This is a genomic window from Pseudomonas sp. P1.8 (genome assembly GCF_001269805.1).
Lineage (GTDB): Bacteria > Pseudomonadota > Gammaproteobacteria > Pseudomonadales > Pseudomonadaceae > Aquipseudomonas.
The window spans coordinates 58,053-82,540 of record NZ_LHVM01000002.1 but is presented as its reverse complement, the minus strand read 5'-3'; the positions used below and the strand labels follow the sequence as shown (position 1 = coordinate 82,540).

The window sequence follows — 24,488 nt, the reverse complement described above, 5'->3', positions numbered from 1 at the left end:
ACCAGTCCCGGTATGATCGCGCGCCCTGATGCACACGCTGGTAACAACCGATGATGAAGCCCAACCTGATCGCCGCCGCGGAGATCGACCGACTCGATACCTGGGCCAAGTACTCTGCCCCGATGTGCGGCTCGTGCATGTCCAGCTGCTGCACCCTGCCGGTCGAGGTCAAGATCAAGGATCTGATCCGTATCGGCATCGTCGATGAATTCGAGCTGGGCGATCCGCCGAAGAACATCGCCAAGCGTCTGCAGAAGGAAGGCCTGGTCGAGCGCTTTAACCAGAAGTCGGGCATCTTCACCCTTCAGCGCATGAGCAACAACGATTGCTACTATCTGGATCGTAAGAGCCGTCTGTGCACTATTTATGAAAAGCGCCCGGATACTTGCCGCAATCACCCGAAAATCGGCCCGCGGCCGGGGTATTGCGCGTACAAGCCCAAGGAAGTGGAGCGCGAGCGCAATTCTCGGTCGATTGAGCGGTTCTGATCTGCCCTGAAAATTCTGGCAGCTGATCGGCCGCCATCGCTAGCACAAACACCGCACAAACCCCAGACAAACAAAAACGCCCCCGGCCTTTCGACCGGGGGCGTTTTCATTCAGCCGGAACTAAAACTCAGTTCTTGGCTTTCTTGGCAGCGCGGGTACGCTCGCTTTCGTCCAGGATCTTCTTGCGAAGACGGATGGACTTAGGCGTTACTTCGCACAGCTCGTCGTCCTGGATGAATTCCAGAGCCTGTTCCAGGGTGAAGCGAACAGGTGGAACCAGAGCGATGGTTTCGTCTTTACCCGAAGCACGCATGTTGTCGAGCTTCTTGCCCTTGGTAGGGTTAACGCCCAGGTCGTTGTCACGGCTGTTCAGACCAACGATCTGACCGTTGTAGATTTCCTGACCGTGTTCTACGAACAACTTGCCACGCGCCTGCAGGGTTTCCAGGGAGTAGGTCAGTGCCTTGCCGGTTTCAACCGAAACCAGAACGCCGTTCTGACGGCCGGACATGTCGCCGGACTTCATCACGTCGTAACGGTCGAAGATCGAAGTCAGGATGCCAGCACCGTTGGTCAGGGTCAGGAACTGGTTACGGAAACCGATCAGACCACGAGCAGGGATGTTGTATTCCAGACGAACACGGCCTTTGCCATCCGGCACCATGTTGGTCAGGTCGCCTTTACGCAGACCCATCTCTTCCATCACCTTGCCCTGGGATTCTTCCGGCAGGTCGATGGTGACGTTTTCGTACGGTTCGTGCTTCACGCCGTCAACCAGACGGATGATCACTTCCGGACGGCCTACAGCCATTTCGAAGCCTTCGCGACGCATGGTTTCGATCAGTACCGAGAGGTGCAGTTCGCCACGGCCGGAAACCTTGAACTTGTCAGCCGAGTCGCCTTCTTCAACGCGCAGAGCAACGTTGTACAGCAGCTCTTTGTCCAGACGTTCCTTGATGTTACGGGAAGTCACGAACTTGCCTTCTTTACCGCAGAATGGCGAGTCGTTTACCTGGAAGGTCATGGAAACGGTTGGCTCGTCGACGGTCAACGGCTTCATCGGTTCAACGGTGTCCGGGTGGCACAGGGTGTCGGAGATGAACAGCGAGTCCATACCGCTGATGCACACGATGTCGCCTGCAGCAGCTTCTTCAACGTCTACACGGTGCAGACCGTGGTGACCCATCAGCTTCAGGATACGACCGTTACGCTTCTTGCCGTCGGCGCCGATAGCGACAACCGGGGAGTTCGGCTTGACGCGACCACGAGCGATACGGCCAACACCGATAACACCCAGGAAGCTGTTGTAGTCCAGTGCGGAGATCTGCATCTGGAACGGACCATCACGGTCAACAGCCGGCGCCGGTACGTTGTCGACGATCGACTGGTACAGCGGGGTCATGTCTTCAGCCATTTCGTTGTGGTCCAGACCGGCAATACCGTTCAGGGCCGAGGCGTAGACGACTTTGAAGTCCAGCTGTTCTTCGGTGGCACCGAGGTTGTCGAACAGATCGAAGATCTGGTCCAGAACCCAGTCCGGACGCGCGCCTGGACGGTCAACCTTGTTGATGCACACGATCGGACGCAGGCCGGCTTCGAAAGCCTTCTTGGTCACGAAACGGGTTTGCGGCATAGGGCCGTCTTGAGCGTCAACCAGCAGCAGAACGGAGTCGACCATCGACATTACGCGTTCAACTTCGCCGCCGAAGTCGGCGTGGCCCGGGGTGTCCACGATGTTGATGTGGTAGCCGTTCCAGTTGATGGCGGTGTTTTTCGCCAGAATGGTAATACCGCGCTCTTTTTCCTGGTCGTTGGAGTCCATCACGCGCTCGTCGTTGAGCTCGTTGCGCTCCAGGGTGCCGGATTGACGCAAGAGTTTGTCTACCAGGGTGGTCTTACCATGGTCAACGTGAGCAATGATGGCGATGTTGCGTAGATTTTCGATCACTTGTGTATCTCGATCAGAGGATTCGGTGTGCTGACAAGTCTTGGCAGCGATTTACAGTAGAGTCAGGCCTTGCCGTTACAGCTTGACGGCAGAGTCGGGGGGCCGGTGACGCAGGCCACAGGCATACAGCCCCGGGCTCTTAGCTCGGTCGATAAACGCGCACATTGGCATGCCCCTCACTGAGCAAATGGTGGGCATGCAGGCGACTCATCACGCCTTTGTCGCAATAAAGCAGGTACTGGCGAGTAGGGTCCAGTTCCTTGAAACGAGCGTTCAGTGCATAAAACGGCATCGTTTGTACCTCGATGCCAGCCAGGTCCAGCGGGTCGTCTTCAGCGGCATCCGGGTGACGGATATCGATGACGATTTGACCGGCCAGCGCCTCGCTGACTTCTTCAATTTGCAGGTCCTGGCCCAATTCATCGATCACGCGATCGATCGGCACCAGTTTGGCGTTTTCGAGCGCACGCTCGAGCACCGCCATGTCGAACTCTTTCTCTTCATGCTCGACGCGATGGCGTTTGGCTGCGGTCTTCGGATTGACCGAGATGACGCCGCAGTATTCCGGCATGTGCCGGGCGAAATCGGCGGTGCCGATTTCGTTGGCCAGGTCGATGATGTCCTGCTTGTGGCTGGCGATCAGCGGGCGCAAGACCAGCTTCTCGGTCACGCAGTCGATCACGTTCAGGTTCGGCAACGTCTGGCTCGACACCTGGGAGATCGCCTCTCCAGTCACCAATGCCTCGATGTGCAGTCGATCGGCAATTTGGGAGGAAGCGCGCAACATCATACGCTTCAATACTACGCCCATATGACTGTTATCGACTTTGCCGAGAATTTCGCCCAGCACTTCCTCGAACGGCACACTGACAAATAGCACGCGTTGGGAGCTGCCGTACTTCTTCCAGATGAAATGCGCGACTTCCATCACGCCCAGTTCGTGGGCTCGTCCGCCCAGATTGAAGAAGCAGAAGTGCGCCATCAGGCCGCGGCGCATGATCTGGTAGGCCGCCACGGTGGAGTCGAAGCCACCGGACATCAGCACGAGCGTCTGCTCCAGTGCTCCCAGCGGATAACCGCCGATGCCGTTGTGCTGGCTGTGGATCACAAACAACCGTTGGTCGCGAACTTCGATCCGGACTTCGATTTCCGGCTTTTTCAGGTCAATTCCGGCGGCGCCGCACTGACGGCGCAACTGGCTGCCGACATACTTTTCGATATCGATGGAGCTGAATGGGTGCTTGCCGGCCCGTTTGCAACGCACCGAAAAGATCTTGCCGGTCAACGCATCACCGTAGTGCTGCTTGCACTTTTCGACGATGTCATCGAAATCGCCCAGCGGGTACTCATCAATTTGCAGGAAATGCGCGATGCCAGGCATACAGCTCAGGCGCTCGGTCATCTCCTTGAGGGCCTTGGGCTCGGCGACACGGGTTTCCAGCTCGAGGTTGTCCCACACGCCGTTCACCACCACGGCCGGGTCCAGATCGCGGAGCACGGCACGGATGTTTTTGGCCAATTGACGGATGAAACGCATCCGTACCGGGCGGCTCTTGATGGTGATCTCGGGGAAGACTTTTACGATTAATTTCATGGAAACAGCGCGCGCATGGCCTGCCGAAAAAGGGGGGCGCGGATTATAGCGGAAATTGCTCAAGGTTTAACCAGTTAATGTGCAGAAGGTTTATCGTGCACCAAAACAGGTCATTTTGTGATTTAAGCGCTACATTACAGGGCGGTATTTTCTGCTTTAACGCGTATAGAAGGCTTATAAGCGTGTTTTTGGGGCAAAAAACCCATGGTGGGGCACTGGCATGCAATTTGCTCCCTTGTGAGGCAGGTTGCCTTGGCAGAGTATTCGCGCCGGCATCACCCACATTCCAAGGGCTATCCATTACTAAGCCCGAAGCCACCCGGAGGACACTATGTCGAAGTCGGTTCAACTCATCAAAGATCATGACGTCAAATGGATTGATCTGCGCTTCACGGACACCAAAGGCACTCAGCACCACGTGACCATGCCGGCTCGCGACGCGCTGGATGACGACTTCTTCGAAGTCGGCAAAATGTTCGATGGTTCCTCCATCGCCGGCTGGAAAGGCATCGAAGCTTCCGACATGATCCTGCTGCCGGACGATTCCACTGCTGTTCTGGATCCGTTCACCGAAGAGCCGACCCTGATCCTGGTCTGCGACATCATCGAACCTTCGAGCATGCAAGGCTACGACCGCGACCCACGTGCGATCGCCAAGCGCGCCGAAGAGCACCTGAAAGCCACCGGTATCGGTGACACCGTGTTCGCCGGTCCAGAACCAGAATTCTTCATCTTTGACTCGGTGAAATTCAAGTCGGACATCTCCGGCTCGATGTTCAAAATCTACTCCGAGCAAGGTTCGTGGATGTCCGACCAGGACATCGAAGGTGGCAACAAAGGTCACCGCCCAGGCGTCAAAGGCGGCTACTTCCCGGTTCCACCGTTCGACCACGACCACGAAATCCGTACCTCCATGTGCAACGCACTGGAAGAAATGGGCCTGACCGTCGAAGTTCACCACCACGAAGTGGCAACTGCCGGTCAGAACGAAATCGGCGTCAAGTTCAACACCCTGGTGAAGAAAGCCGACGAAACTCAAACCCTGAAATACGTTGTACACAACGTAGCCGATGCCTACGGCCGCACCGCGACCTTCATGCCTAAGCCACTGTACGGCGACAACGGCTCGGGTATGCACGTGCACATGTCCATCTGGAAAGATGGCAAGAACACCTTCGCTGGCGAAGGCTATGCCGGCCTGTCCGACACCGCCCTGTACTTCATCGGCGGCATCATCAAGCACGGTAAGGCCTTGAACGGCTTCACCAACCCGGCGACCAACTCCTACAAGCGTCTGGTTCCAGGCTTCGAAGCTCCGGTAATGCTGGCCTACTCGGCTCGCAACCGTTCCGCTTCGATCCGTATTCCTTACGTGTCGAGCCCGAAAGCCCGCCGTATCGAAGCACGCTTCCCGGACCCGGCTGCCAACCCTTACCTGTGCTTCGCCGCACTGTTGATGGCTGGCCTGGACGGCATCCAGAACAAGATCCACCCAGGCGACGCAGCTGACAAAAACCTGTACGACCTGCCGCCTGAAGAGGCGAAAGAGATCCCACAAGTTTGCGGCAGCCTGAAAGAAGCCCTGGAAGAGCTGGACAAAGGTCGTGCGTTCCTGACCAAAGGCGGCGTGTTCTCCGACGATTTCATCGACACTTACATCGCTCTGAAAAGCGAAGAAGAAATCAAGGTACGTACCTTCGTACACCCACTGGAATACGAGCTGTACTACAGCTGCTGATCCGGTAGCGCTGCGGCACGCGGCGTGACAAAAAGAGGCCTCCTTCGGGAGGCCTTTTTTGTGGGCAACGTCTGACAAATTATTTCGCCATATCCTCCAGCAAACGCGGCGACGTCTGGCATCAAACACCTTGAATCACTCGTAGCCTGATCACTACCTGTATTCAAAGGATGGAATGATGAAAAACACCCTGTTCCGGTCACCGCTGATCGCACTGGCCGCCCTCTCTCTCCAGGGCTGCTCCGTACAATCTCCACCGTCCGCAATCGAAAAGGAAATTCTGCTGCAAAGCAGCAAATCCTGGGATGGCACACCTTACGCTCGTTATCCGCGTGCCGCGCCTGAGCTAACGCTGCTCAAGCTGAGGATACCGCCCAACACCCAGCTGCCCTGGCACACCCACCCCACTCCGAACGCCGGTTACATCCTCTCAGGTGAGCTGATCATCGAAGGCAGGGACAACGGCCAGACCCGGCGCATCAAACAAGGAGAAGCACTGGCCGAAATGGTCGATATCGCCCATCGCGGCGTCACCGGCGATGAACCGGTAGAACTTATTGTGTTCTATGCTGGGAGCGAGGGCATTCCATTGGCGGAGTAATCTTGCTTCGCACAGGGAGTCCGAAATGCGGCCACTTTTATTACTTCTGTTGCTGTCCCTCGCTTATCCCGTGATGGCGCAAATCTTCAAATACACCGATGCCGCCGGCAACACGGCCTACAGCAATCAACCGCCCAATGGCGTTGACGCCCAGACGGTTGATTTGCCCCCCGTCAACAGCATCCAGCGCCAACTACCCAGCGATACTGAACAGCCAGCGGCAGGCACCCGCTCCAGGCCGACCCACAACGACTACAACGTCCTGGAGCTTAGCGGGCTGCCAACCGCCGGAGTCGTGCGCGCCAACAACGGTACTTTCACGGTCGATGTGCTGATTGAACCGCGATTGCAAGGCACGCATTTATTACGCCTGTTGCTCGATGGCCAACCTTATGGCCAGCCGAGCAACGTACCGAGCCTGCAACTGATAAACATTGATCGCGGTGAACACGGTCTGGCGGTGCAAGTGATCGACGGCGAAAGAGTTGTACAGCAGAGCCCTACCGCAACCTTCACTGTTCAAAGAGCACACAAACGCTGAGGGCTATGGCTAACCGCTTGTCTGCCACCGCGCTAAGCATCCATAGCCTTGAGCGACGACAGAATCGGTCTTGAGACTCCAATAACACCGCGCAGCTTTAAGCACTATATTGGTGCAATCGATCACACTACTGCACAACTCCAACCCATTTTGGTTCGAAAGTACCCGCCAAAGCTGGCAGAACGCCACGCAATCGAGCGTCAAACGCCTGTATCAGGCCTTTAGCGCTTCTTTTCGGAGCCTTGGTTTGGTTTTTGCATTTTGTCTGCATCAGCGCTTTATTCATGCGCGCGCCCTGCTCCAAAAGAGGTCCTGAATGACCATCAGCGACGCACTGCATCGTCTGTTACTCGACAATTTGACGACCGCAACCATTCTGCTCGACGCGCAACTGCGCCTTGAGTACATGAACCCGGCAGCGGAAATGTTACTGGCCATCAGCGGTCAGCGCAGTCATGGGCAGTTCATCAGCGAGCTGTTTACCGAATCCACCGAGGCGCTCAATTCATTGCGTCAGGCGGTTGAACAGGCCCACCCGTTCACCAAGCGTGAAGCCATGCTCACCGCCCTCACCGGTCAGACCCTGACCGTCGATTACGCGGTTACGCCAATCCTGAGCAATGGCGACACCCTGCTGCTGCTTGAAGTCCATCCGCGGGACCGCTTGCTGCGTATCACCAAGGAAGAAGCGCAGCTGTCGAAGCAGGAAACCAGCAAGATGCTGGTGCGCGGCCTCGCCCACGAAATCAAGAATCCGCTGGGCGGAATTCGCGGAGCAGCGCAATTGCTGGCCCGAGAGCTACCGGAAGAAAGTCTGAAGGATTACACCAACGTCATCATTGAAGAAGCAGACCGCCTGCGTAACCTGGTCGACCGCATGCTCGGCTCCAACAAATTGCCGTCATTGGCGATGTGCAACATTCACGAAGTGCTGGAGCGCGTTTGTCATCTGGTCGAGGCCGAAAGCCAGGGTTGCATCACTTTGGTGCGTGACTACGACCCGAGCATTCCCGACGTCTTGATCGACCGCGAACAAATGATCCAGGCCGTGCTGAACATCGTGCGCAACGCGATGCAGGCCATCAGCAGTCAGAACGAGCTGCGCCTTGGCCGCATCAGTCTGCGCACCCGCGCCATGCGCCAGTTCACGATCGGCCATGTGCGCCATCGCCTGGTGACCAAGATCGAGATCATCGACAACGGTCCGGGCATTCCTGCTGAACTGCAGGAAACCATTTTCTTCCCCATGGTCAGCGGACGCCCGGACGGTACCGGACTCGGCCTGGCCATCACCCAGAACATCATCAGTCAGCACCAGGGCCTGATCGAATGTGACAGCCACCCGGGCCACACCACCTTCTCGATCTTTCTGCCACTGGAACAAGGAGCCACATCGACATGAGCCGTAGTGAAACCGTGTGGATCGTCGATGACGACCGTTCTATCCGTTGGGTCCTGGAAAAAGCCTTGCAACAGGAAGGCATGACCACGCAAAGCTTCGACAGTGCCGATGGCGTGATGAGCCGCCTGGCGCGCCAGCAGCCGGATGTGATCATCTCCGACATCCGCATGCCCGGCGCCAGCGGCCTGGACCTTCTGGCGCGGATTCGCGAATCGCACCCACGGCTGCCGGTGATCATCATGACGGCACACTCGGATCTGGACAGCGCCGTAGCGTCCTACCAGGGCGGCGCATTCGAGTACCTGCCCAAGCCGTTCGATGTCGACGAAGCGGTTTCCCTGGTCAAGCGCGCCAACCAGCACGCCCAGGAACAACAAGGCCTGGAAGTCGCCCCGATCCTGACCCGTACCCCGGAAATCATCGGCGAAGCGCCGGCGATGCAGGAAGTGTTTCGCGCCATTGGGCGCCTGAGCCATTCCAACATCACCGTGCTGATCAACGGTGAATCGGGTACCGGTAAAGAACTGGTAGCCCATGCCCTTCATCGTCACAGCCCTCGCGCCGCGTCGCCATTCATTGCGCTGAACATGGCGGCGATCCCGAAAGACCTGATGGAGTCCGAGCTGTTCGGCCACGAGAAAGGCGCATTCACCGGCGCGGCCAACCTGCGTCGCGGGCGTTTCGAGCAAGCCGATGGCGGCACACTGTTCCTCGATGAAATCGGCGATATGCCGGCCGATACCCAGACCCGCTTGCTGCGGGTATTGGCCGATGGCGAGTTCTACCGCGTCGGCGGTCATGTGCCAGTAAAGGTCGATGTGCGAATCATCGCCGCGACCCACCAGAATCTGGAAACGCTGGTGCACGCCGGGAAATTCCGTGAAGACTTGTTCCACCGCCTCAACGTAATTCGCATCCACATCCCGCGCCTGTCGGATCGTCGCGAAGACATTCCGACCCTGGCCAAACACTTCCTCAGCCGTGCCGCCCAGGAACTGGCCGTCGAGCCGAAGCTGCTGAAAAGCGAAACCGAGGAATACCTGAAGAACCTGCCTTGGCCGGGCAACGTGCGGCAACTGGAAAACACCTGTCGCTGGATCACGGTGATGGCTTCGGGTCGCGAAGTGCACATCGGCGACCTGCCGCCTGAACTGCTGAGCCTGCCGCAGGACTCGGCGCCCGTGACCAACTGGGAACAGGCACTGCGTCAGTGGGCCGATCAGGCGCTGTCTCGCGGTCAGTCGAGCTTGCTGGACAGTGCCGTGCCGGCTTTCGAGCGGATCATGATCGAGACTGCGCTCAAACACACCGCCGGTCGCCGTCGCGATGCCGCCGTCTTGCTGGGTTGGGGGCGCAACACCCTGACGCGCAAGATCAAGGAATTGGGGATGAAGGTGGATGGCGGGGATGAAGATGAGGGGGATGAGGGCTAGGTCGTCTTCAGAAATTAGCCATTAGCGAAAAGATCGCAGCCTTCGGCAGCGCCTACAGGCCTGCGCAAGACCCTGTAGGAGCTGCCGAAGGCTGCGATCTTTTTTGTTTGTGCACCGCCGCAATGCACCGTGAACCGCAATCGCGCACAAAAACAGCTTCGAAACCCAACCTGCTTTCGCAATCGAACCCCTTCCGAAAAAACACGAAAGCCCCGAATTCAGGGGCTTTCAGCGTTTCAAAAACGGTTTCTGGTTTCACTTTGTGAAAACTGGCACGCCGCCTGCAATAGTCCATTCAGTGATTCAGTTCACTACCCGGTTTCGGGGACCTTGGTACAGGCAGGCCGGGGATTCCCCTCTTTACACGGGCTCATACCGCACTTGCGACGAGCCCAAACAGTTTTGGGGCTCCTGATACAGGCAGGTCAGGGGTTCCTTCTTTACACCAGGCTCACCCCGCATTCGCGACGAGCCGCACGTTTTGGGGACCTTGGTACAGGCAGGCCGGGGATTCCCTCTTTTATTGCTCTCGGAGATGGATCTCCAGCCGCCAGCGGTCATCGACCTCACTACCAGCCCACTCGCCTTGCAGGGGTCGGGCCGCAACCAGTGTCAGCAACACCCCCTCATCACTTAAACGAACCCGCCAGTTCACGTCCTTGTCGCCCAGCTTGAGCTGGCCTTTGTGCGTCTTGCCTTGGGCGCCGAACAACAGCGCCACACTGCCATCGACGATCTCGCCGTGGGTCTTGGGTTCATTGTTGAACCACACCACCAGACCGTCGCTCGTCACTTCAATTTGCTGCAGTTCGCTGGGGTCTGGCGTGGTCAGGCGGCCAATCATCAGCCCCACCATCACACCGACAATCGCCAGTGATGCCATCACCCGCAGGAATAGTTTCGAACGCAAGTCGGCTTGCGGCGTAGAATGCCGCTCATCTTTACCTTCGGAGCCGTGCATGTTTCACGTCATCCTTTTCCAACCAGAAATTCCGCCGAATACCGGCAACGTTATCAGGCTGTGCGCCAACAGTGGCTGCCACCTGCATTTGATCGAACCGCTAGGCTTCGAGATGGACGACAAGCGTCTGCGCCGGGCCGGCCTCGATTACCACGAGTATGCCACCCTGCAACGCCACGCAGATCTCGCCAGCTGCCTGGAAAGCCTCGGTCATCCTCGGTTGTTCGCCTTCACCACCAAGGGCTCGCGACCGTTCCACGACGCCAGCTTCGCCCCGGGCGATGCGTTTATCTTTGGCCCGGAAAGCCGTGGTTTGCCGCCTGAAGTGCTCGACGCATTGCCCGCCGAGCAACGCTTGCGTTTGCCGATGCGTGAAGGCTGTCGCAGCCTGAACCTGTCCAACACCGTGGCCGTCGCCGTGTACGAAGCCTGGCGTCAGAACGGCTTCAACTAACACCACCCACCCTGTAGGAGCTGCCGAAGGCTGCGATCTTTTGATGTTGGTTTTCAAGATCAAAAGATCGCAGCCTTCGGCAGCTCCTACACGAAGTTTTCGTTTCCCCCATGAAAAAAGCGCCTTCAGAGGCGCTTTTTTCATGGAGCAAACGAAGCTTTTACTGCACGGTTGGCGTCTCGCCGGCTGCCTGCATGCGTTGCAGCTCTTGCGCGTACAGAGCGTCGAAGTTCACCGGCGCCAGCATCAATGCCGGGAACGAACCGCGGATCACCAGGCTGTCCAGGGTTTCGCGAGCGTACGGGAACAGGATGTTCGGGCAGAACGCGCCCAGGGTGTGGCTCATCGAAGCGTCGTCCAGATTCTTGATCAGGAAGATACCGGCCTGTTGCACTTCAGCAATGAATGCCACTTCGTCACCGTTTTTCACGGTAACCGACAGGGTCAGCACGACTTCGTGGAAGTCACCTTCCAGCGCCTTTTGACGGGTATTCAGATCCAGACCGACGCTCGGCTCCCACTGCTGGCGGAAGATCGCCGGGCTTTTCGGCGCTTCGAAGGACAAGTCACGTACGTAGATGCGCTGCAAGGAGAATTGCGGTGCGGTTTCTTCTTCGCTAGCTGCAGTGTTCTGTTGGTCAGTCATCTCAGATCCTTTGTGATCTAGGGCTTTTATAGGGTATGGAATTCAGGCCTTGAGCAGCGCGTCGAGCTTGCCGGCGCGCTCCAGGGCGAACAAATCATCGCAACCACCGACGTGGGTGCTGCCGATCCAGATCTGCGGCACGGACGTGCGTCCGGCTTTCTGAGCCATGGCGGCGCGCACCTGCGGCTTGCCATCGACCTTGATCTCTTCGAAGGCCACGCCTTTGTTCTCGAGCAGGTACTTGGCTCGCGAACAGTAAGGGCAGTAATCGCTGGAGTAGACGACGACGTTGTTCATCTCACTTCACCAGCGGCAGATTATCGGCTTTCCAGCTGGAGATACCACCGGACAGCTTGGCGGCCGTGAAGCCGGATTTCATCAGTTCGCGGGCGTGAGTGCCAGCAGTCTGGCCCATGGCGTCGACCAGAATGATGGTCTTGGCCTTGTGTTTTTCCAGTTCACCGACGCGAGCGGTCAGTTTGTCCTGAGGAATGTTCAGCGCGCCGACAATGTGACCGGCGGCGAAATCCTTGGTCGGACGAATGTCGATCACCACGCCTGCGTCCTTGTTGACCAGCCCGGTCAGTTCGCCGGTGCTCAGGCTACGGCCGCCGCCCTGCATTTGATAGGCAATGAGCAACGCCAGCAGTACGACGAAGATACCGACGAGAATGTAGTGGTTAGTGGCAAATTCAATCAGGTGAGCAACCATCGAAGGAGGTTCCAGGGCGTTAAAATGTCGGCCAGTATACACAGCCACTATGGTGGGCCAAACCCCGTCCGGCGGTGACGTGGCCGGAACTTCGCATTAAACTGCGACTCCCTTTTTTCATTACCCCTTTTACCTCAGCCACGAGTGGATTCCATGACTACCACGCCTAAACCTTTGGTCCTGATGATTCTCGACGGCTTCGGTCACAGTGATAACCCCGAATCCAACGCTATCTTTGCTGCGAAGAAGCCTGTGCTGGATCGCCTGTGGGCCACCGTGCCAAACGGCCTGATCTCGGGCAGCGGCATGGACGTCGGTCTGCCGGATGGCCAGATGGGCAACTCCGAAGTCGGCCACATGAACCTCGGCGCTGGCCGCGTGGTGTATCAGGACTTCACACGCGTGACCAAATCGATCCGCGACGGCGAATTCTTCGAGAACCCGACCATCTGCGCCGCGGTGGACAAGGCTGTCGCTGCCGGTAAAGCCGTGCACTTCATGGGCCTGCTGTCCGATGGCGGCGTGCACAGCCACCAGGACCACCTGGTTGCCATGGCCGAACTGGCCTACAAGCGCGGCGCCGAAAAGATCTATCTGCACGCCTTTCTCGACGGCCGCGACACCCCGCCGAAAAGCGCACAATCGTCCATCGAGTTGCTCGACGCCACGTTCCAGGCGCTCGGCAAAGGGCGGATCGCCAGCATCATCGGCCGCTACTACGCCATGGACCGCGACAACCGCTGGGACCGCGTGTCCCAGGCCTATAACCTGATCGTTGACGGCCACGGCGAGTTCAACGCCGCCACCGCCCAGGAAGGCTTGCAAGCGGCTTACGCGCGTGGCGAGAGTGACGAATTCGTCAAAGCCACTTCCATCGGCGAGCCGGTGAAAGTCGAAGACGGCGATGCCGTGGTGTTCATGAATTTCCGCGCTGACCGCGCCCGCGAGCTGACCCGCGTGTTCGTCGAAGACGATTTCAGCGACTTCGAACGTGCGCGCCAGCCAAAGCTGTCCGGCTACGTCATGCTGACCCAGTACGCCGCCAGCATCCCTGCGCCGTCGGCCTTCGCTGCCGGCAGCCTGGAAAACGTGCTGGGCGATTACCTGGCGAAAAACGGCAAGACCCAACTGCGCATCGCCGAAACCGAAAAATATGCCCACGTGACCTTCTTCTTCTCCGGCGGTCGCGAAGAACCGTTCCCCGGCGAAGAACGCATCCTGATCCCGTCGCCGAAAGTCGCCACCTACGACTTGCAGCCGGAAATGAGCGCACCGGAGGTCACCGACCGCATCGTCGATGCCATCGAAAACCAGCGATACGACGTGATCGTGGTCAACTACGCCAACGGTGACATGGTTGGCCACAGCGGTGTGTTCGACGCCGCCGTCAAAGCCGTTGAATGCCTGGACCAGTGCGTTGGACGCATCGTCGAAGCACTGGAAAAAGTCGGCGGCGAAGCGCTGATCACGGCTGACCACGGCAACGTCGAGCAAATGTCCGATGAAACCACCGGCCAGGCGCACACTGCGCACACCACTGAGCCGGTGCCTTTCATCTATGTCGGCAAACGCGACCTGAAAGTCCGTGAAGGCGGTGTGTTGGCGGACGTGGCGCCGACCATGCTGAAGCTGCTGGGTCTGGAGCAGCCGAAGGAAATGACCGGGACTTCGATTCTGGTGTAACGGGGATATCCCAACCGCCATTAAATCCTGTAGGAGCTGGCTTGCCAGCGATAGCAATCTGGCACCAACGGTATGTTGAATGTGCCGACGCAATCGCTGGCAAGCCAGCTCCCACAGTGGTTTGTGGTGTTTTCGAAATGAAATTCAACCTGACGTTGGGGCCAGTTATCACACAGTCAGAAATGGGCATTTTTTTTGCCGCCCATGGCGGGCATACTAGGCCGTCCCTTTCCCTGGTGCCGCCCGCCCCTATGCTTCGCGTCCTGATTGCCCTCGCCCTGACCTGCCTGCTCCAACCGGCTTTCGCTGACGAGCGTGCGGACACCCAACAACAGTTGGACGCCACGCGTCAGGACATCGCCGAGCTGAAAAAACTGCTGGGCAAGATCCAGGAAGAAAAAGCCGGCGTGCAAAAAGAGCTCAAGGGCACTGAAACCGAGATGGGCAAGCTCGAAAAGCAGGTCGAAACCCTGCAAAAAGAGCTGAAGAAAAGCGAATCCGAGTTGCAGCGACTCGATGCCGAGAAAAAAAAACTCCAGAGCGCGCGCACTGAACAACAACACCTGATCGCCATTCAGGCCCGTGCGGCCTACCAGAACGGTCGCCAGGAGTACCTGAAGCTGCTGCTCAACCAGCAGAATCCGGAAAAATTCGCCCGCACCCTCACCTATTACGATTACCTGAGCCAAGCCCGCCTGGAGCAGTTGAAGAACTTCAACGAAACCCTGCGCCAGCTGGCCAATGTCGAAAAAGACATCGCCTTGCAGCAAGCGCAACTGCTGGTGCAGAAAAGCAGTCTCGACACCCAGCGCGACGAACTCGACAAAGTCCGCCAGGAGCGCCAGCGAGTGCTGGCCAAGCTCAATGATGATGTGAAGGCTCGCGACCAGAAGCTGGCAGCCCGCGAGCAGGATCAGGCAGACCTGTCTAAAGTCCTTAAAACCATCGAAGAAACCCTGGCTCGCCAGGCTCGTGAGGCAGAAGAAGCGCGGCAAAAAGCGCTGATTGCCCAGCAGGAAGCCGAAAAAAAGCGTTTACGTGAGGCCCAGGCGCAGGCAGATGCCAGCGATGACGCCCCACGCAAACCGGCCAGATCGTCACCCGGAGCGCTGGTTTCCAGTTCCGGCGAAACCTTTGGTGGCCCTTTTGCGTCAACCCGCGGCAAACTTCCATGGCCTGTCGATGGTCGACTGTTGGCACGTTTTGGTGAAAGCCGTGGCGACGATACCCGGACCAAGTGGGACGGCGTGATGATCAGTGCGTCTGCCGGCAGTACCGTGCATGCGGTGCATGGCGGTCGCGTAGTGTTTGCCGACTGGCTGCGAGGTGCCGGGTTGCTGGTGATCCTCGACCACGGCAACGGTTTTTTGAGTCTGTATGGTCACAACCAGACGCTGCTCAAGTCTGCGGGTGATGTGGTTAAAGCCGGTGAGTCCATCTCCACTGTCGGTAACAGTGGCGGACAGGACACCCCAGCGCTGTATTTTGCGATTCGCCAGCAGGGTCACCCGAGTGATCCGGCACAATGGTGCCGCGCGCAAGGATAAGCGCGCCATCTAATTCAGGAGTTCGTTCGACATGCTGCATCTGTCCCGCCTTACCTCGCTGGCCCTGACGATCGCCCTGGTGATCGGCGCGCCTTTGGCGTTTGCCGCTCAACCAGCCCCGGCGGTCGCGCCTGCGGGCACTGCTGCGACCACCAAGGCGCCCTTGCCATTGGATGAGTTGCGCACGTTTGCCGAGGTGATGGACCGGATCAAGGCCGCGTATGTCGAGCCAGTGGATGACAAGACCCTCCTGGAAAACGCCATCAAGGGCATGCTCAGCAACCTCGACCCGCACTCCGCTTACCTTGGCCCGGAAGATTTCGCCGAGCTGCAGGAAAGCACCAGCGGCGAGTTCGGCGGGCTGGGTATCGAAGTCGGCGCTGAAGATGGCTTCATCAAAGTCGTATCGCCAATCGATGACACCCCGGCTTCCAAGGCAGGCATTCAGGCCGGCGACTTCATCGTCAAGATCAACGGCCAGCCAACCCGGGGCCAGAGCATGACCGAGGCCGTGGACAAGATGCGCGGCAAGATCGGCGAAAAAATCACGCTGACCCTTGTACGCGATGGTGGCACGCCGTTCGACGTCACGCTGGCCCGCGCCGTCATTCAAGTGAAAAGCGTGAAGAGCCAGTTGCTGGAATCCGGTTACGGCTACATCCGCATCACCCAGTTCCAGGTCAAGACCGGCGAAGAGGTTTCCAAGGCCCTCGCCAAGTTACGCAAAGACAATGGCAAGAAGCTCAAAGGCATCATCCTCGACCTGCGCAACAACCCTGGCGGTGTGCTGCAAGCAGCGGTGGAAGTGGTCGACCACTTCATCACCAAGGGCCTGATCGTCTATACCAAGGGCCGCATCGCCAACTCGGAACTGCGCTTCTCCGCAACGGGTAAAGATGAAAGCGAAGCCGTGCCGATGGTCGTGCTGATCAACGGCGGCAGTGCCTCGGCATCGGAAATCGTCGCCGGTGCGCTGCAGGACCAGAAACGCGCCGTCGTCATGGGCACCACCAGCTTCGGCAAAGGCTCGGTACAAACCGTGCTGCCGTTGAACAACGACCGCGCACTGAAGATCACCACGGCGTTGTACTACACGCCGAATGGCCGCTCGATCCAGGCTCAAGGCATCGTGCCGGACATCGAAGTGCGCAAGGCCAAGATCACCAGCGAGCAGGACAACGATTACTTCAAGGAAGCTGACTTGCAGGGCCACCTGGGCAACGGCAACGGCGGCGCCGACAAACCGACCGGTTCCGGCGGCAAGGCCAAGCCGATGCCACAGGACGACGATTACCAATTGGCCCAGGCCCTGAGCCTGCTCAAAGGGCTGAGCATCACGTCCGGCCGCTGAGATGTTTCTGCGGTTACTGATCGGTCTGATGTGTTTCCTGGCGGGTAGTGCATTTGCACAGCCCGCGAATCAAACGCCTCATAAGGCCTACCTGAGCCTGATCATCGACGACCTGGGGCAGAACCTGCCCCGGGATCGCCGCGTGCTGGCCCTGCCCGGCCCGGTGACCACGGCGATCATGCCCGACACACCCCACGCCACCGAATTCGCCCGCGAGGCCCATCGCGCCGGCAAGATCGTGATCCTGCACATGCCGATGGACCCGGCCACCGGGCCGTTCGCCTGGCACCCTGACTTGCCCATCGACGAACTGGAAACACGCCTGAACGCCGCACTCAAAATGGTCCCGTACACCAGCGGCATCAACAACCACATGGGCAGCCGCATGACCGCTCAGCGACCGGCCATGGCCTGGCTGATGGCGGACTTGCAGCGCCGCCACAAGTTCTTCGTCGATAGCCGCACCAGCGCGCAAACCGTCGCGGCAGCCGAAGCGCAGAAGATCGGGTTGGCGAGCGTTTCGCGAGATGTCTTTCTGGATGATGAGGCAACGGAAGCGGCGATCTTCACACAACTTCAGACGGCAATCAGTCTTGCGCGCAAGCAAGGCTCAGCGGTGATGATCGGGCATCCGTATCCGCAGACGCTGGCAGTGCTGGAGCGGGAACTGCCCAAACTCAAGGCTCAGGGAATCGAGTGGATTGATATCAGGCAAATGATCAGTGTGCGCGGCAATCGGGCAACGGCGGCGCATGGTAAGGATGGGGTTTATCGCTGAAAGATCGCAGCCTTCGGCATCTCCTACGGGAAATTGCCCAACGCAGGAGCTGCCGATGGCTGCGATCTTTTAACAGGCGCTAAAGATACTTCGCCATGATCTCGTCCACCACGCCATCCTTGCGCAACTGATCCAGCGCGGCCTGCAGCCTGGCGACTGTTTCGTCTGACACGTCCTTGTTCAACGCCAGATAGAGTTCGGCGCTGTTGAAGCGCAGCACCGTCTTGAGCCCGCTCACGCCTTCCTGACGTGCCAGATAGCGTCCAGCCGGATCGCCAGTGGCCCACAGATCGATCTGGCCGCTGACCAGCTTCTTCGCGTTGTCCTGATCGCGCAAAACCACCACAGGGTTCAAACCTTGCTTGGCCAACGTCATGGCAATGGCGTCGCCCTTGTACGCGCCGATCTTGTACTTGCGCGCATCATCCAGGGTTTCGAGGGTGATTTTGCTGTCCGCCTTGGCCAGCATGATCCAGTCATCCGGACCGATCGGCCCGACCCACTTGAAGAGCCTCTCGCGATCGGGCAATCGCGCCATCACGAACGCACCATATCCGGGGTTTTCCAGGGCGAGTTTGTAGACACGCTCCCAAGGGAAACGCAGCGTCAGGCTGTAGGTAATGTCGGCGCGCTTGAACATCTCGCGGACGATGTCCACGGCGATGCCATTGATATTTTCGTCCTGAGCGAAGTTCTTGCCGTTCTTCGCCATGTTGTACGGAGGGAAATTTTCCGTGAGCAACACCAGGTCGCTATCGGGGCTGTCTTTGGCATTTGCCCCGTTGATCAACAACAGGCCAGCGCTGGCGAGAACGAGTAGAAAGCGTTTAAGCATGTCTGGCTACCGAAATCCTTGGCGTACTCAAGAGTGCCTTGAGCCCGCCATGATGTCCACTGGCCTGCATCGGTTTGTTTAACGCATCACAATTGCGCGATGAGCCATGTAGGCCTTGGCTTCCTGCACGGTGTATTCGCCGAAGTGGAAAATACTCGCCGCCAGTACCGCGCTCGCGTGACCTTCGAGAATGCCGTCCGCCAGATGCTGCAGGTTGCCGACGCCGCCGGAAGCAATCACCGGAATACCCAGCGCATCGCTGATGGCACGGGTAACGCCCAGGTCAAAGCCGTTCTTCATGCCGTCCTGATCCATGCTGGTCAGCAGGATTTCACCGGCACCCAGGCCTTCCATCTTCTTCGCCCATTCGACAGCGTCCAAGCCGGTTGGCTTGCGACCACCGTGGGTGAAAATTTCCCAGCGCGGGGTTTCGCCCGGTCCGGAAACCTTCTTCGCGTCGATGGCAACGACGATGCACTGCGAGCCGAAATGCTGAGCGGCTTCGCCGACAAACTCCGGATTGAACACCGCCGCGGTATTGATCGACACCTTGTCCGCACCGGCATTGAGCAGGTTGCGGATGTCTTGCACGGTGCGAACGCCACCGCCCACAGTCAGCGGGATGAACACCTGGCTGGCCATGCGTTCAACGGTGTGCAACGTGGTGTCGCGGCCGTCGACGCTGGCAGTGATGTCGAGAAAGGTAATTTCGTCGGCACCCTGCTCGTCGTAACGACGGGCGATTTCCACCGGGTCACCGGCGTCGCGGATGTTTTCGAATTTCACACCCTTGACCACCCGGCCGTTGTCCACGTCCAGGCAAGGGATGATGCGTTTGGCCAGCGCCATGGTCAGTCCTCAGCCTTTGTACGAATCGCAGAAAGCTTGCGCTTCAGCGACGTCGAGGGTGCCTTCGTAGATCGCACGGCCGGTGATCGCGCCGATGATGCCCGGCGCCTTGGCGTCGAGCAGCGACTTGATGTCACCGAGGTTATGGATACCGCCGGACGCGATCACCGGGATCTTCGTGGCTGCCGCCAGCGCGGCGGTGAACGGTACGTTGCAGCCCTGCATCATGCCGTCTTTGGCGATGTCGGTGTAAACGATCGAAGACACGCCGTCAGCTTCAAACTGCCTGGCCAGATCGATCACCTGAACGGTGCTGATTTCAGCCCAGCCGTCAGTGGCCACGAAACCGTCCTTGGCATCCAGACCCACAATGATTTTGCCCGGGAAAGCGCGGCAGGCTTCGGCGACGAAAGCCGGGTCTTTCACGGCTTTGGTGCCGATGATCACGTAGCTCACGCCCGCTTTCACGTAGTGTTCGATGGTTTCCAGGGAGCGGATACCGCCACCGATCTGGATCGGCAGGTTCGGGTAACGCTTGGCGATGGCGGTGACCACTTCGCCGTTGACCGGCTGACCTTCGAAGGCGCCGTTCAAGTCGACCAGATGCAGACGGCGGCAACCGCCCTCCACCCACTTGGCAGCCATGCTCACCGGGTCATCGGAGAACACTGTGGAATCTTCCATGCGGCCCTGGCGCAGACGAACACAGGCACCGTCTTTAAGATCGATAGCGGGAATAATCAGCATCTGGCAAACCTTCAAAATTGAATGTTCAGCTTGGCTCGGAAATCAGTTTTTCTCGAGCGCCCACAGGTCGCTTTCGATGCTTTCGAACCTCTCTTTGAGGTGCGTCTGCACATCGAAAATCGCCCTGTTGTAATAGTGCGGAGCAATTTCGCGGGTAAACAGCTCAAGAATCTCGGCCGCCTCGAATGTACCCAGGTCGAGTTCGAAGCGGTCTTCCATGAAACGCTTGATCTTGTGATTGGCCTCGCTCTCCTGCTCGGGAGTGAGGGTCAGAATCGGCGGCTTTTTCTTGACGGCCATTTACCAGCGACCGTCCCACGCAGCGAAGTTCTGCAGCAACTGCAAGCCATGGGTATGGCTTTTCTCCGGGTGGAACTGCACGGCGAAACGCGAGCCTTCGGCCAGCGCCGCGGCGAAATCGACACCGTAGTGACCGCCACCGACCACTTGGCGCGCATTGGCGGCAGCGATGTAGTAGCTGTGCACGAAGTAGAAACGCGCCATGTCCGGAATGTCGTGCCACAGCGGGTGACTGACCTTCTGCTTCACCTGGTTCCAGCCCATGTGCGGCACTTTCAGGTGTTCGCCGTCTTCATGCAGGTCCTTGCCGAAGAACTTCACCTGGCCCGGGAACAGACCGATGCAGTCGACGCCGTCGTTCTCTTCGCTGGTGTCGAGCAAGGCTTGCATGCCCACGCAGATGCCGAGAAACGGACGATCCTGGCTGACTTCACGCACCAGCGAATCAAAACCGAGGCGACGGATCTCCGCCATGCAATCGCGAATCGCACCAACGCCTGGGAAAACCACCCGGTCGGCTTCGCGAATCACGTTGGCATCGCTGGTGATCAGCACCTTGCCGGCACCCACGTGCTCGAGGGCCTTGGCCACCGAGTGCAGGTTGCCCATGCCGTAATCGATAACCGCGACTGTCTGCATTACAGAACGCCCTTGGTCGAAGGCATTTGCCCGGCCATGCGGTCATCGAGCTCAACGGCCATGCGCAGGGCGCGGCCGAAAGCCTTGAACACGGTTTCGATCTGGTGGTGGGTGTTGGTGCCACGCAGGTTGTCGATGTGCAGGCTGACCAGCGCATGGTTGACGAAGCCCTGGAAGAACTCCTGGAACAGGTCAACGTCGAAGCCGCCAACGGTGGCGCGGGTATACGGCACGTGCATCTGCAGGCCTGGACGGCCGGAGAAGTCGATCACCACACGCGACAGCGCTTCATCGAGCGGCACGTAGGCGTGGCCGTAGCGACGGATGCCTTTCTTGTCGCCGATGGCTTTGGCAAACGCCTGGCCGAGGGTGATACCGACGTCTTCCACGGTGTGGTGATCATCGATATGCAGGTCGCCCTTGCTGACAATATCCAGGTCGATCAACCCGTGACGGGCGATCTGGTCCAGCATGTGCTCAAGAAAAGGAACACCGATATCGAATCGGGCCTTTCCGGTGCCATCGAGGTTGATCGAGGCTTTGATCTGGGTTTCCAGAGTGTCGCGCTCGACAGACGCCTTACGTTCGGCCATCACCAGCTCCGCAAAATCATTGGGCGAAAAAGGCAGCCATTATAGGCGTGCGGGCGCGAAACAGAAACATTGGAGGTGATATGGCTGACGGAGTGAACTCATCAACCCTGGAGCTATACCTGTCATGACATGTAGGAGCTGGCTTGCCAGCGATGGCGGTGTGCCTGACACACCGCGTCGCATTGATCGCCAGCAAGCCGGCTCCTACAGAAGTTTGGCGTTAGTGGAACAGCACCGCCGTCTTCTGCAGGGTCACCCAAACACCCCACGCCAACGGAAGACCCACCACCAGCCACGCGGCAATCGCCAATGGCTTGGTACCCGGCGCCGCTTTCCACTCCAGCGAAGTGCTGCTATCAGCGCCTTTGTCGTGGCCCAGCGCCTGCTCGGCGGCCAGTTCAGCATCGGTCATGAAGTACTTGTCCGCCACCGGACGCACCAGCAGGTTGCACAGGAAACCCAGCACCAGCAGGCCGGCGAGGATATACAGCGTGATGTCGTACGCTGCCGCGCGCTCGACGCCGATGCTCAACTGATATTCACGCAGGTAGTTCACCAGCACCGGTCCCAGTACGCCGGCAGCCGCCCATGCCGTCAGCAGACGACCGTGGATCGCGCCAACCATTTGCGTACCGAACAGGTCGGCCAGATACGCTGGAACCGTCGCGAAACCACCGCCATACATCGACAAAATTATGCAGAACGCCGTCACGAACAGCGCCACGCTGCCCAGGTGACCGAGGTTTGGAATCAGTCCATACAGCGCAAAGCCCAGGGCAAAGAACACGAAGTAGGTGTTTTTACGACCCAGGTAATCCGAGAACGAAGCCCAGAAGAAGCGTCCGCCGATGTTGAACAGGCTGAGCAAACCGGTGAAACCGGCAGCAATGGCAGCGATGGAAGCCAGTTGCGAAGCATCGAGCTGACCGAACGCCAGGTCATTGCCCAGCAACTTGCCACCGAACACTTCCTGCAACAGCGGCGACGCCATGCCCAGGATGCCGATACCGGCCGAAACGTTCAGGCACAGCACCAGCCAGACCAGACGGAATTGCGGGGTTTTCCACGCTACATTCACGTGTACATGGCGGTGGGTGATCATCGCATTCGAGGCTTTTTTCGCCGGGGCCGTCCAGCCTTCAGGCTTCCAGCCGGTGGGCGGAACGCGGTAGGACAACGCGCCACCGATCATGAACACGAAGTAAATCGCGGCCATTACCAGGAAGCTCTGCCACACACCGACGCTGGTTGGCGAAGCAAAATGCCCCATCAGCGCTGCGGCCAACGGCGCACCCACCATCGCGCCACCACCGAAGCCCATGATCGCCATGCCGGTCGCCATGCCCCGCTTGTCCGGGAACCACTTGATCAAAGTCGACACCGGCGAGATGTAACCCAGACCCAGGCCGATACCGCCAATGACCCCGGAGCCAATCCACATCAACCAGATCTGATGGGTATAAACCCCCAGTGCCGAAATCAGCAGGCCACCACACCAGCACAGGGCCGATACAACGCCAGCCTTGCGTGGCCCGGCATGTTCCAGCCAGCCGCCCCAGATCGCGGCCGAGCAGCCGAGGAAGATGAAAAACAGGGTGTAGATCCAGCCAAGCATCGAGATCGGCCAGTCGCACTGGGACGAAAAGACTTGTGCGATAAAGCTCATGTCCGGCGCGCAGGCGACCGGAGCGGTGACGCCCAGCGCTTTGGACAGCGGCAGCCAGAACACCGAAAATCCGTAGGCCATGCCGATGCAAAGGTGAATGGCCAGCGCGGCCGGTGGCACCAGCCAACGGTTGAAGCCGGGCTTGGCGATAATGCGCTCCTTGGACAGGAACGCAGGCTGGTCGGCATTCAAGCCGTCCGCCGTGATGCTCGAAGTCATTGTGAATCCCCCAATTATTAGTATGGTTCGCCAGCCACTGCTCACCCCGGGCCTTTATGCACGCGGGCATGACCGTTTTTTGAGTGAACACCTTGTCGCGCGACAACAGGTCGCAGAAAGACGGACGAACGGGCGAAGGTTACCATTTGCAGCTGACAGAAAAATCAAACTGACATCACGACAAGTACGTCGACTGATCTCATCATTATGTGAACGCCTCCCCTGTAGGAGCTGCCGAAGGCTGCGATCTTTTGATCATTAAAGATCGCAGCCTTCGGCAGCTCCTACAGAAAATGGCACCCTCTAACTGCACAGGATTCCCCATGCCGATCATTGTTGAGCCGCTAAACCAGGCCACTAACCAGGACCAGCAGGATCTGCAGAAAATTTACCGCGACGCTCCCGAATGGCTGTTCGCCCCGTTTTCCGGGGATGCGCAACTGATCGAAGACTGTTTGCGAGACGGCTCGCTGATCGCTGGTCGCTTCAATGATCGTCTGCTCGGCGCGGCACGCTTGCAGCGGCACCAAGACGTTTGGTACTTGTCCCAAATATGCGTACGAAAAATTACCCGTCGCCGTGGGGTCGCTGAACGGCTAGTGACTGAAGCCCGAAAAATGGCCGAGCAATCGGGCGCGACACTCAGTCTGTTGGCACCTGCCGGGCATCTGGAGGCTCAGGCGCTGGCGGCCAAACTGAAATTACCCCTGCACGAATCGACCCTGTGATCGCTGACCGGTCGTCCATTCCAGGGCGCTATACT

At 58.6% G+C, this 24,488-nt stretch carries 25 protein-coding genes; 12 read left to right on the top strand and 13 right to left on the bottom strand.

The genetic code is table 11. The features are described 5' to 3' along the window. Positions 1–50 precede the first annotated feature (50 nt). On the top strand, positions 51–488 hold the full coding sequence (locus AD668_RS00780) for a YkgJ family cysteine cluster protein (RefSeq protein WP_053153212.1): 438 nt from the start codon (positions 51–53) through the stop codon (positions 486–488). Positions 489–615: 127 nt separating this feature from the next. Here the strand turns inward: AD668_RS00780 and typA are convergent, their stop codons facing one another. After that, positions 616–2,436 (bottom strand): translational GTPase TypA, encoded by a 1,821-nt coding sequence (typA, locus tag AD668_RS00775; protein ID WP_053153209.1) that lies wholly within the window; start codon positions 2,434–2,436, stop codon positions 616–618. Between the two features lie 139 nt (positions 2,437–2,575). After that, positions 2,576–4,030, bottom strand: coding sequence for a tRNA uracil 4-sulfurtransferase ThiI (gene thiI / locus AD668_RS00770; protein WP_053153206.1), 1,455 nt, complete (start codon positions 4,028–4,030; stop codon positions 2,576–2,578). Between the two features lie 331 nt (positions 4,031–4,361). On the opposite strand from thiI, the gene glnA reads away from it, so the two are divergent. The 5 genes from glnA to ntrC all read left to right on the top strand — a co-directional run bounded on the left by glnA (position 4,362) and on the right by ntrC (position 9,745). Then, positions 4,362–5,768, top strand: a complete 1,407-nt coding sequence (gene glnA / locus AD668_RS00765; protein ID WP_053153203.1) for a type I glutamate--ammonia ligase — start codon at positions 4,362–4,364, stop codon at positions 5,766–5,768. A gap of 178 nt (positions 5,769–5,946) precedes the next feature. Then, positions 5,947–6,369, top strand: coding sequence for a cupin domain-containing protein (locus AD668_RS00760; RefSeq protein WP_053153199.1), 423 nt, complete (start codon positions 5,947–5,949; stop codon positions 6,367–6,369). Between the two features lie 25 nt (positions 6,370–6,394). Further along, positions 6,395–6,910, top strand: a complete 516-nt coding sequence (locus AD668_RS00755; protein WP_053153196.1) for a DUF4124 domain-containing protein — start codon at positions 6,395–6,397, stop codon at positions 6,908–6,910. Positions 6,911–7,226: 316 nt separating this feature from the next. After that, positions 7,227–8,312, top strand: coding sequence for a nitrogen regulation protein NR(II) (glnL, locus tag AD668_RS00750; protein WP_053153193.1), 1,086 nt, complete (start codon positions 7,227–7,229; stop codon positions 8,310–8,312). Next, positions 8,309–9,745 (top strand): nitrogen regulation protein NR(I), encoded by a 1,437-nt coding sequence (ntrC, locus tag AD668_RS00745; RefSeq protein ID WP_053153190.1) that lies wholly within the window; start codon positions 8,309–8,311, stop codon positions 9,743–9,745. The genes glnL and ntrC overlap by 4 nt, the downstream gene beginning before the upstream one ends. A gap of 520 nt (positions 9,746–10,265) precedes the next feature. Here the strand turns inward: ntrC and AD668_RS00740 are convergent. Then, entirely contained in the window at positions 10,266–10,706 is a 441-nt protein-coding gene (locus AD668_RS00740) for a hypothetical protein (RefSeq protein ID WP_053153187.1), read from the bottom strand. Here AD668_RS00740 and trmL point away from each other — a divergent pair. After that, positions 10,705–11,160: a tRNA (uridine(34)/cytosine(34)/5-carboxymethylaminomethyluridine(34)-2'-O)-methyltransferase TrmL gene (gene trmL, locus AD668_RS00735; RefSeq protein ID WP_053153184.1), complete on the top strand. Its 456-nt coding sequence runs from the start codon at positions 10,705–10,707 to the stop codon at positions 11,158–11,160. The two genes, AD668_RS00740 and trmL, sit on opposite strands and share 2 nt — an antisense overlap. Before the next feature lie 160 nt (positions 11,161–11,320). On the opposite strand, the gene secB is transcribed toward trmL, so the two are convergent. Genes secB through AD668_RS00720 form a run of 3 tightly spaced genes read right to left on the bottom strand, consistent with a single transcriptional unit; the run spans position 11,321 to position 12,518 of the window. After that, on the bottom strand, positions 11,321–11,806 hold the full coding sequence (gene secB, locus AD668_RS00730) for a protein-export chaperone SecB (protein ID WP_053153181.1): 486 nt from the start codon (positions 11,804–11,806) through the stop codon (positions 11,321–11,323). A gap of 42 nt (positions 11,807–11,848) precedes the next feature. Then, positions 11,849–12,103, bottom strand: a complete 255-nt coding sequence (grxC, locus tag AD668_RS00725) for a glutaredoxin 3 (RefSeq protein WP_053153180.1) — start codon at positions 12,101–12,103, stop codon at positions 11,849–11,851. A gap of 1 nt (position 12,104) precedes the next feature. Beyond that, positions 12,105–12,518 carry a rhodanese-like domain-containing protein gene (locus AD668_RS00720; protein ID WP_053153177.1) on the bottom strand — a complete coding sequence of 138 codons (414 nt, stop codon included), beginning with the start codon at positions 12,516–12,518 and terminating at the stop codon, positions 12,105–12,107. 153 nt (positions 12,519–12,671) lie between these two features. Between AD668_RS00720 and gpmI the strand changes: the two genes are divergently transcribed. The 4 genes from gpmI to AD668_RS00700 all read left to right on the top strand — a co-directional run bounded on the left by gpmI (position 12,672) and on the right by AD668_RS00700 (position 17,877). After that, on the top strand, positions 12,672–14,201 hold the full coding sequence (gpmI, locus tag AD668_RS00715; protein ID WP_053153174.1) for a 2,3-bisphosphoglycerate-independent phosphoglycerate mutase: 1,530 nt from the start codon (positions 12,672–12,674) through the stop codon (positions 14,199–14,201). Positions 14,202–14,452: 251 nt separating this feature from the next. Continuing rightward, positions 14,453–15,748, top strand: a complete 1,296-nt coding sequence (locus AD668_RS00710) for a murein hydrolase activator EnvC (RefSeq protein ID WP_053153171.1) — start codon at positions 14,453–14,455, stop codon at positions 15,746–15,748. A gap of 31 nt (positions 15,749–15,779) precedes the next feature. Then, complete coding sequence (locus tag AD668_RS00705) at positions 15,780–17,099, top strand: S41 family peptidase (protein ID WP_053153168.1); 1,320 nt, start codon at positions 15,780–15,782, stop codon at positions 17,097–17,099. Position 17,100: 1 nt separating this feature from the next. Further along, positions 17,101–17,877, top strand: coding sequence for a divergent polysaccharide deacetylase family protein (locus tag AD668_RS00700; RefSeq protein WP_053153165.1), 777 nt, complete (start codon positions 17,101–17,103; stop codon positions 17,875–17,877). A gap of 79 nt (positions 17,878–17,956) precedes the next feature. On the opposite strand, the gene AD668_RS00695 is transcribed toward AD668_RS00700, so the two are convergent. The 7 genes from AD668_RS00695 to AD668_RS00665 form a co-directional block, all read right to left on the bottom strand. Next, positions 17,957–18,712, bottom strand: a complete 756-nt coding sequence (locus tag AD668_RS00695) for an ABC transporter substrate-binding protein (protein ID WP_053153162.1) — start codon at positions 18,710–18,712, stop codon at positions 17,957–17,959. A 78-nt stretch (positions 18,713–18,790) separates the two neighbouring features. Then, a complete protein-coding gene (gene hisF, locus AD668_RS00690; RefSeq protein ID WP_053153159.1) occupies positions 18,791–19,561 on the bottom strand; it encodes an imidazole glycerol phosphate synthase subunit HisF in 771 nt (256 codons plus the stop codon). A gap of 9 nt (positions 19,562–19,570) precedes the next feature. After that, on the bottom strand, positions 19,571–20,308 hold the full coding sequence (gene hisA / locus AD668_RS00685) for a 1-(5-phosphoribosyl)-5-[(5-phosphoribosylamino)methylideneamino]imidazole-4-carboxamide isomerase (protein WP_053153157.1): 738 nt from the start codon (positions 20,306–20,308) through the stop codon (positions 19,571–19,573). Positions 20,309–20,350: 42 nt separating this feature from the next. Then, positions 20,351–20,608 carry a DUF2164 domain-containing protein gene (locus AD668_RS00680; protein ID WP_053153155.1) on the bottom strand — a complete coding sequence of 86 codons (258 nt, stop codon included), beginning with the start codon at positions 20,606–20,608 and terminating at the stop codon, positions 20,351–20,353. After that, on the bottom strand, positions 20,609–21,247 hold the full coding sequence (gene hisH, locus AD668_RS00675; RefSeq protein WP_053153152.1) for an imidazole glycerol phosphate synthase subunit HisH: 639 nt from the start codon (positions 21,245–21,247) through the stop codon (positions 20,609–20,611). Further along, a complete protein-coding gene (hisB, locus tag AD668_RS00670) occupies positions 21,247–21,840 on the bottom strand; it encodes an imidazoleglycerol-phosphate dehydratase HisB (RefSeq protein WP_003218037.1) in 594 nt (197 codons plus the stop codon). The genes hisH and hisB overlap by 1 nt, the downstream gene beginning before the upstream one ends. 220 nt (positions 21,841–22,060) lie before the next feature. Continuing rightward, the gene (locus tag AD668_RS00665) at positions 22,061–23,725 is read right to left on the bottom strand and encodes an OFA family MFS transporter (protein WP_053153149.1); all 1,665 of its coding nucleotides are present in this window, start codon (positions 23,723–23,725) and stop codon (positions 22,061–22,063) included. Positions 23,726–24,048: 323 nt separating this feature from the next. Here AD668_RS00665 and AD668_RS00660 point away from each other — a divergent pair, with 323 nt between their 5' ends. Beyond that, the gene (locus tag AD668_RS00660; RefSeq protein ID WP_053153147.1) at positions 24,049–24,453 is read left to right on the top strand and encodes an acetyl-CoA sensor PanZ family protein; all 405 of its coding nucleotides are present in this window, start codon (positions 24,049–24,051) and stop codon (positions 24,451–24,453) included. Positions 24,454–24,488 lie beyond the last annotated feature (35 nt).

Excerpts from the sequence above, each read along its gene's own strand:
- AD668_RS00780 (WP_053153212.1), top strand. The coding sequence starts at position 51 with ATGATGAAGCCCAACCTGATCGCCGCCGCGGAGATCGACCGACTCGAT.
- thiI (WP_053153206.1), bottom strand. The coding sequence starts at position 4,030 with ATGAAATTAATCGTAAAAGTCTTCCCCGAGATCACCATCAAGAGCCGC.
- glnA (WP_053153203.1), top strand. The coding sequence starts at position 4,362 with ATGTCGAAGTCGGTTCAACTCATCAAAGATCATGACGTCAAATGGATT.
- AD668_RS00760 (WP_053153199.1), top strand. The coding sequence starts at position 5,947 with ATGAAAAACACCCTGTTCCGGTCACCGCTGATCGCACTGGCCGCCCTC.
- AD668_RS00755 (WP_053153196.1), top strand. The coding sequence starts at position 6,395 with ATGCGGCCACTTTTATTACTTCTGTTGCTGTCCCTCGCTTATCCCGTG.
- glnL (WP_053153193.1), top strand. The coding sequence starts at position 7,227 with ATGACCATCAGCGACGCACTGCATCGTCTGTTACTCGACAATTTGACG.
- ntrC (WP_053153190.1), top strand. The coding sequence starts at position 8,309 with ATGAGCCGTAGTGAAACCGTGTGGATCGTCGATGACGACCGTTCTATC.
- trmL (WP_053153184.1), top strand. The coding sequence starts at position 10,705 with ATGTTTCACGTCATCCTTTTCCAACCAGAAATTCCGCCGAATACCGGC.
- AD668_RS00740 (WP_053153187.1), bottom strand. The coding sequence starts at position 10,706 with ATGCACGGCTCCGAAGGTAAAGATGAGCGGCATTCTACGCCGCAAGCC.
- secB (WP_053153181.1), bottom strand. The coding sequence starts at position 11,806 with ATGACTGACCAACAGAACACTGCAGCTAGCGAAGAAGAAACCGCACCG.
- grxC (WP_053153180.1), bottom strand. The coding sequence starts at position 12,103 with ATGAACAACGTCGTCGTCTACTCCAGCGATTACTGCCCTTACTGTTCG.
- AD668_RS00720 (WP_053153177.1), bottom strand. The coding sequence starts at position 12,518 with ATGGTTGCTCACCTGATTGAATTTGCCACTAACCACTACATTCTCGTC.
- gpmI (WP_053153174.1), top strand. The coding sequence starts at position 12,672 with ATGACTACCACGCCTAAACCTTTGGTCCTGATGATTCTCGACGGCTTC.
- AD668_RS00710 (WP_053153171.1), top strand. The coding sequence starts at position 14,453 with ATGCTTCGCGTCCTGATTGCCCTCGCCCTGACCTGCCTGCTCCAACCG.
- AD668_RS00705 (WP_053153168.1), top strand. The coding sequence starts at position 15,780 with ATGCTGCATCTGTCCCGCCTTACCTCGCTGGCCCTGACGATCGCCCTG.
- AD668_RS00700 (WP_053153165.1), top strand. The coding sequence starts at position 17,101 with ATGTTTCTGCGGTTACTGATCGGTCTGATGTGTTTCCTGGCGGGTAGT.
- AD668_RS00695 (WP_053153162.1), bottom strand. The coding sequence starts at position 18,712 with ATGCTTAAACGCTTTCTACTCGTTCTCGCCAGCGCTGGCCTGTTGTTG.
- hisF (WP_053153159.1), bottom strand. The coding sequence starts at position 19,561 with ATGGCGCTGGCCAAACGCATCATCCCTTGCCTGGACGTGGACAACGGC.
- hisA (WP_053153157.1), bottom strand. The coding sequence starts at position 20,308 with ATGCTGATTATTCCCGCTATCGATCTTAAAGACGGTGCCTGTGTTCGT.
- AD668_RS00680 (WP_053153155.1), bottom strand. The coding sequence starts at position 20,608 with ATGGCCGTCAAGAAAAAGCCGCCGATTCTGACCCTCACTCCCGAGCAG.
- hisH (WP_053153152.1), bottom strand. The coding sequence starts at position 21,247 with ATGCAGACAGTCGCGGTTATCGATTACGGCATGGGCAACCTGCACTCG.
- hisB (WP_003218037.1), bottom strand. The coding sequence starts at position 21,840 with ATGGCCGAACGTAAGGCGTCTGTCGAGCGCGACACTCTGGAAACCCAG.
- AD668_RS00665 (WP_053153149.1), bottom strand. The coding sequence starts at position 23,725 with ATGACTTCGAGCATCACGGCGGACGGCTTGAATGCCGACCAGCCTGCG.
- AD668_RS00660 (WP_053153147.1), top strand. The coding sequence starts at position 24,049 with ATGCCGATCATTGTTGAGCCGCTAAACCAGGCCACTAACCAGGACCAG.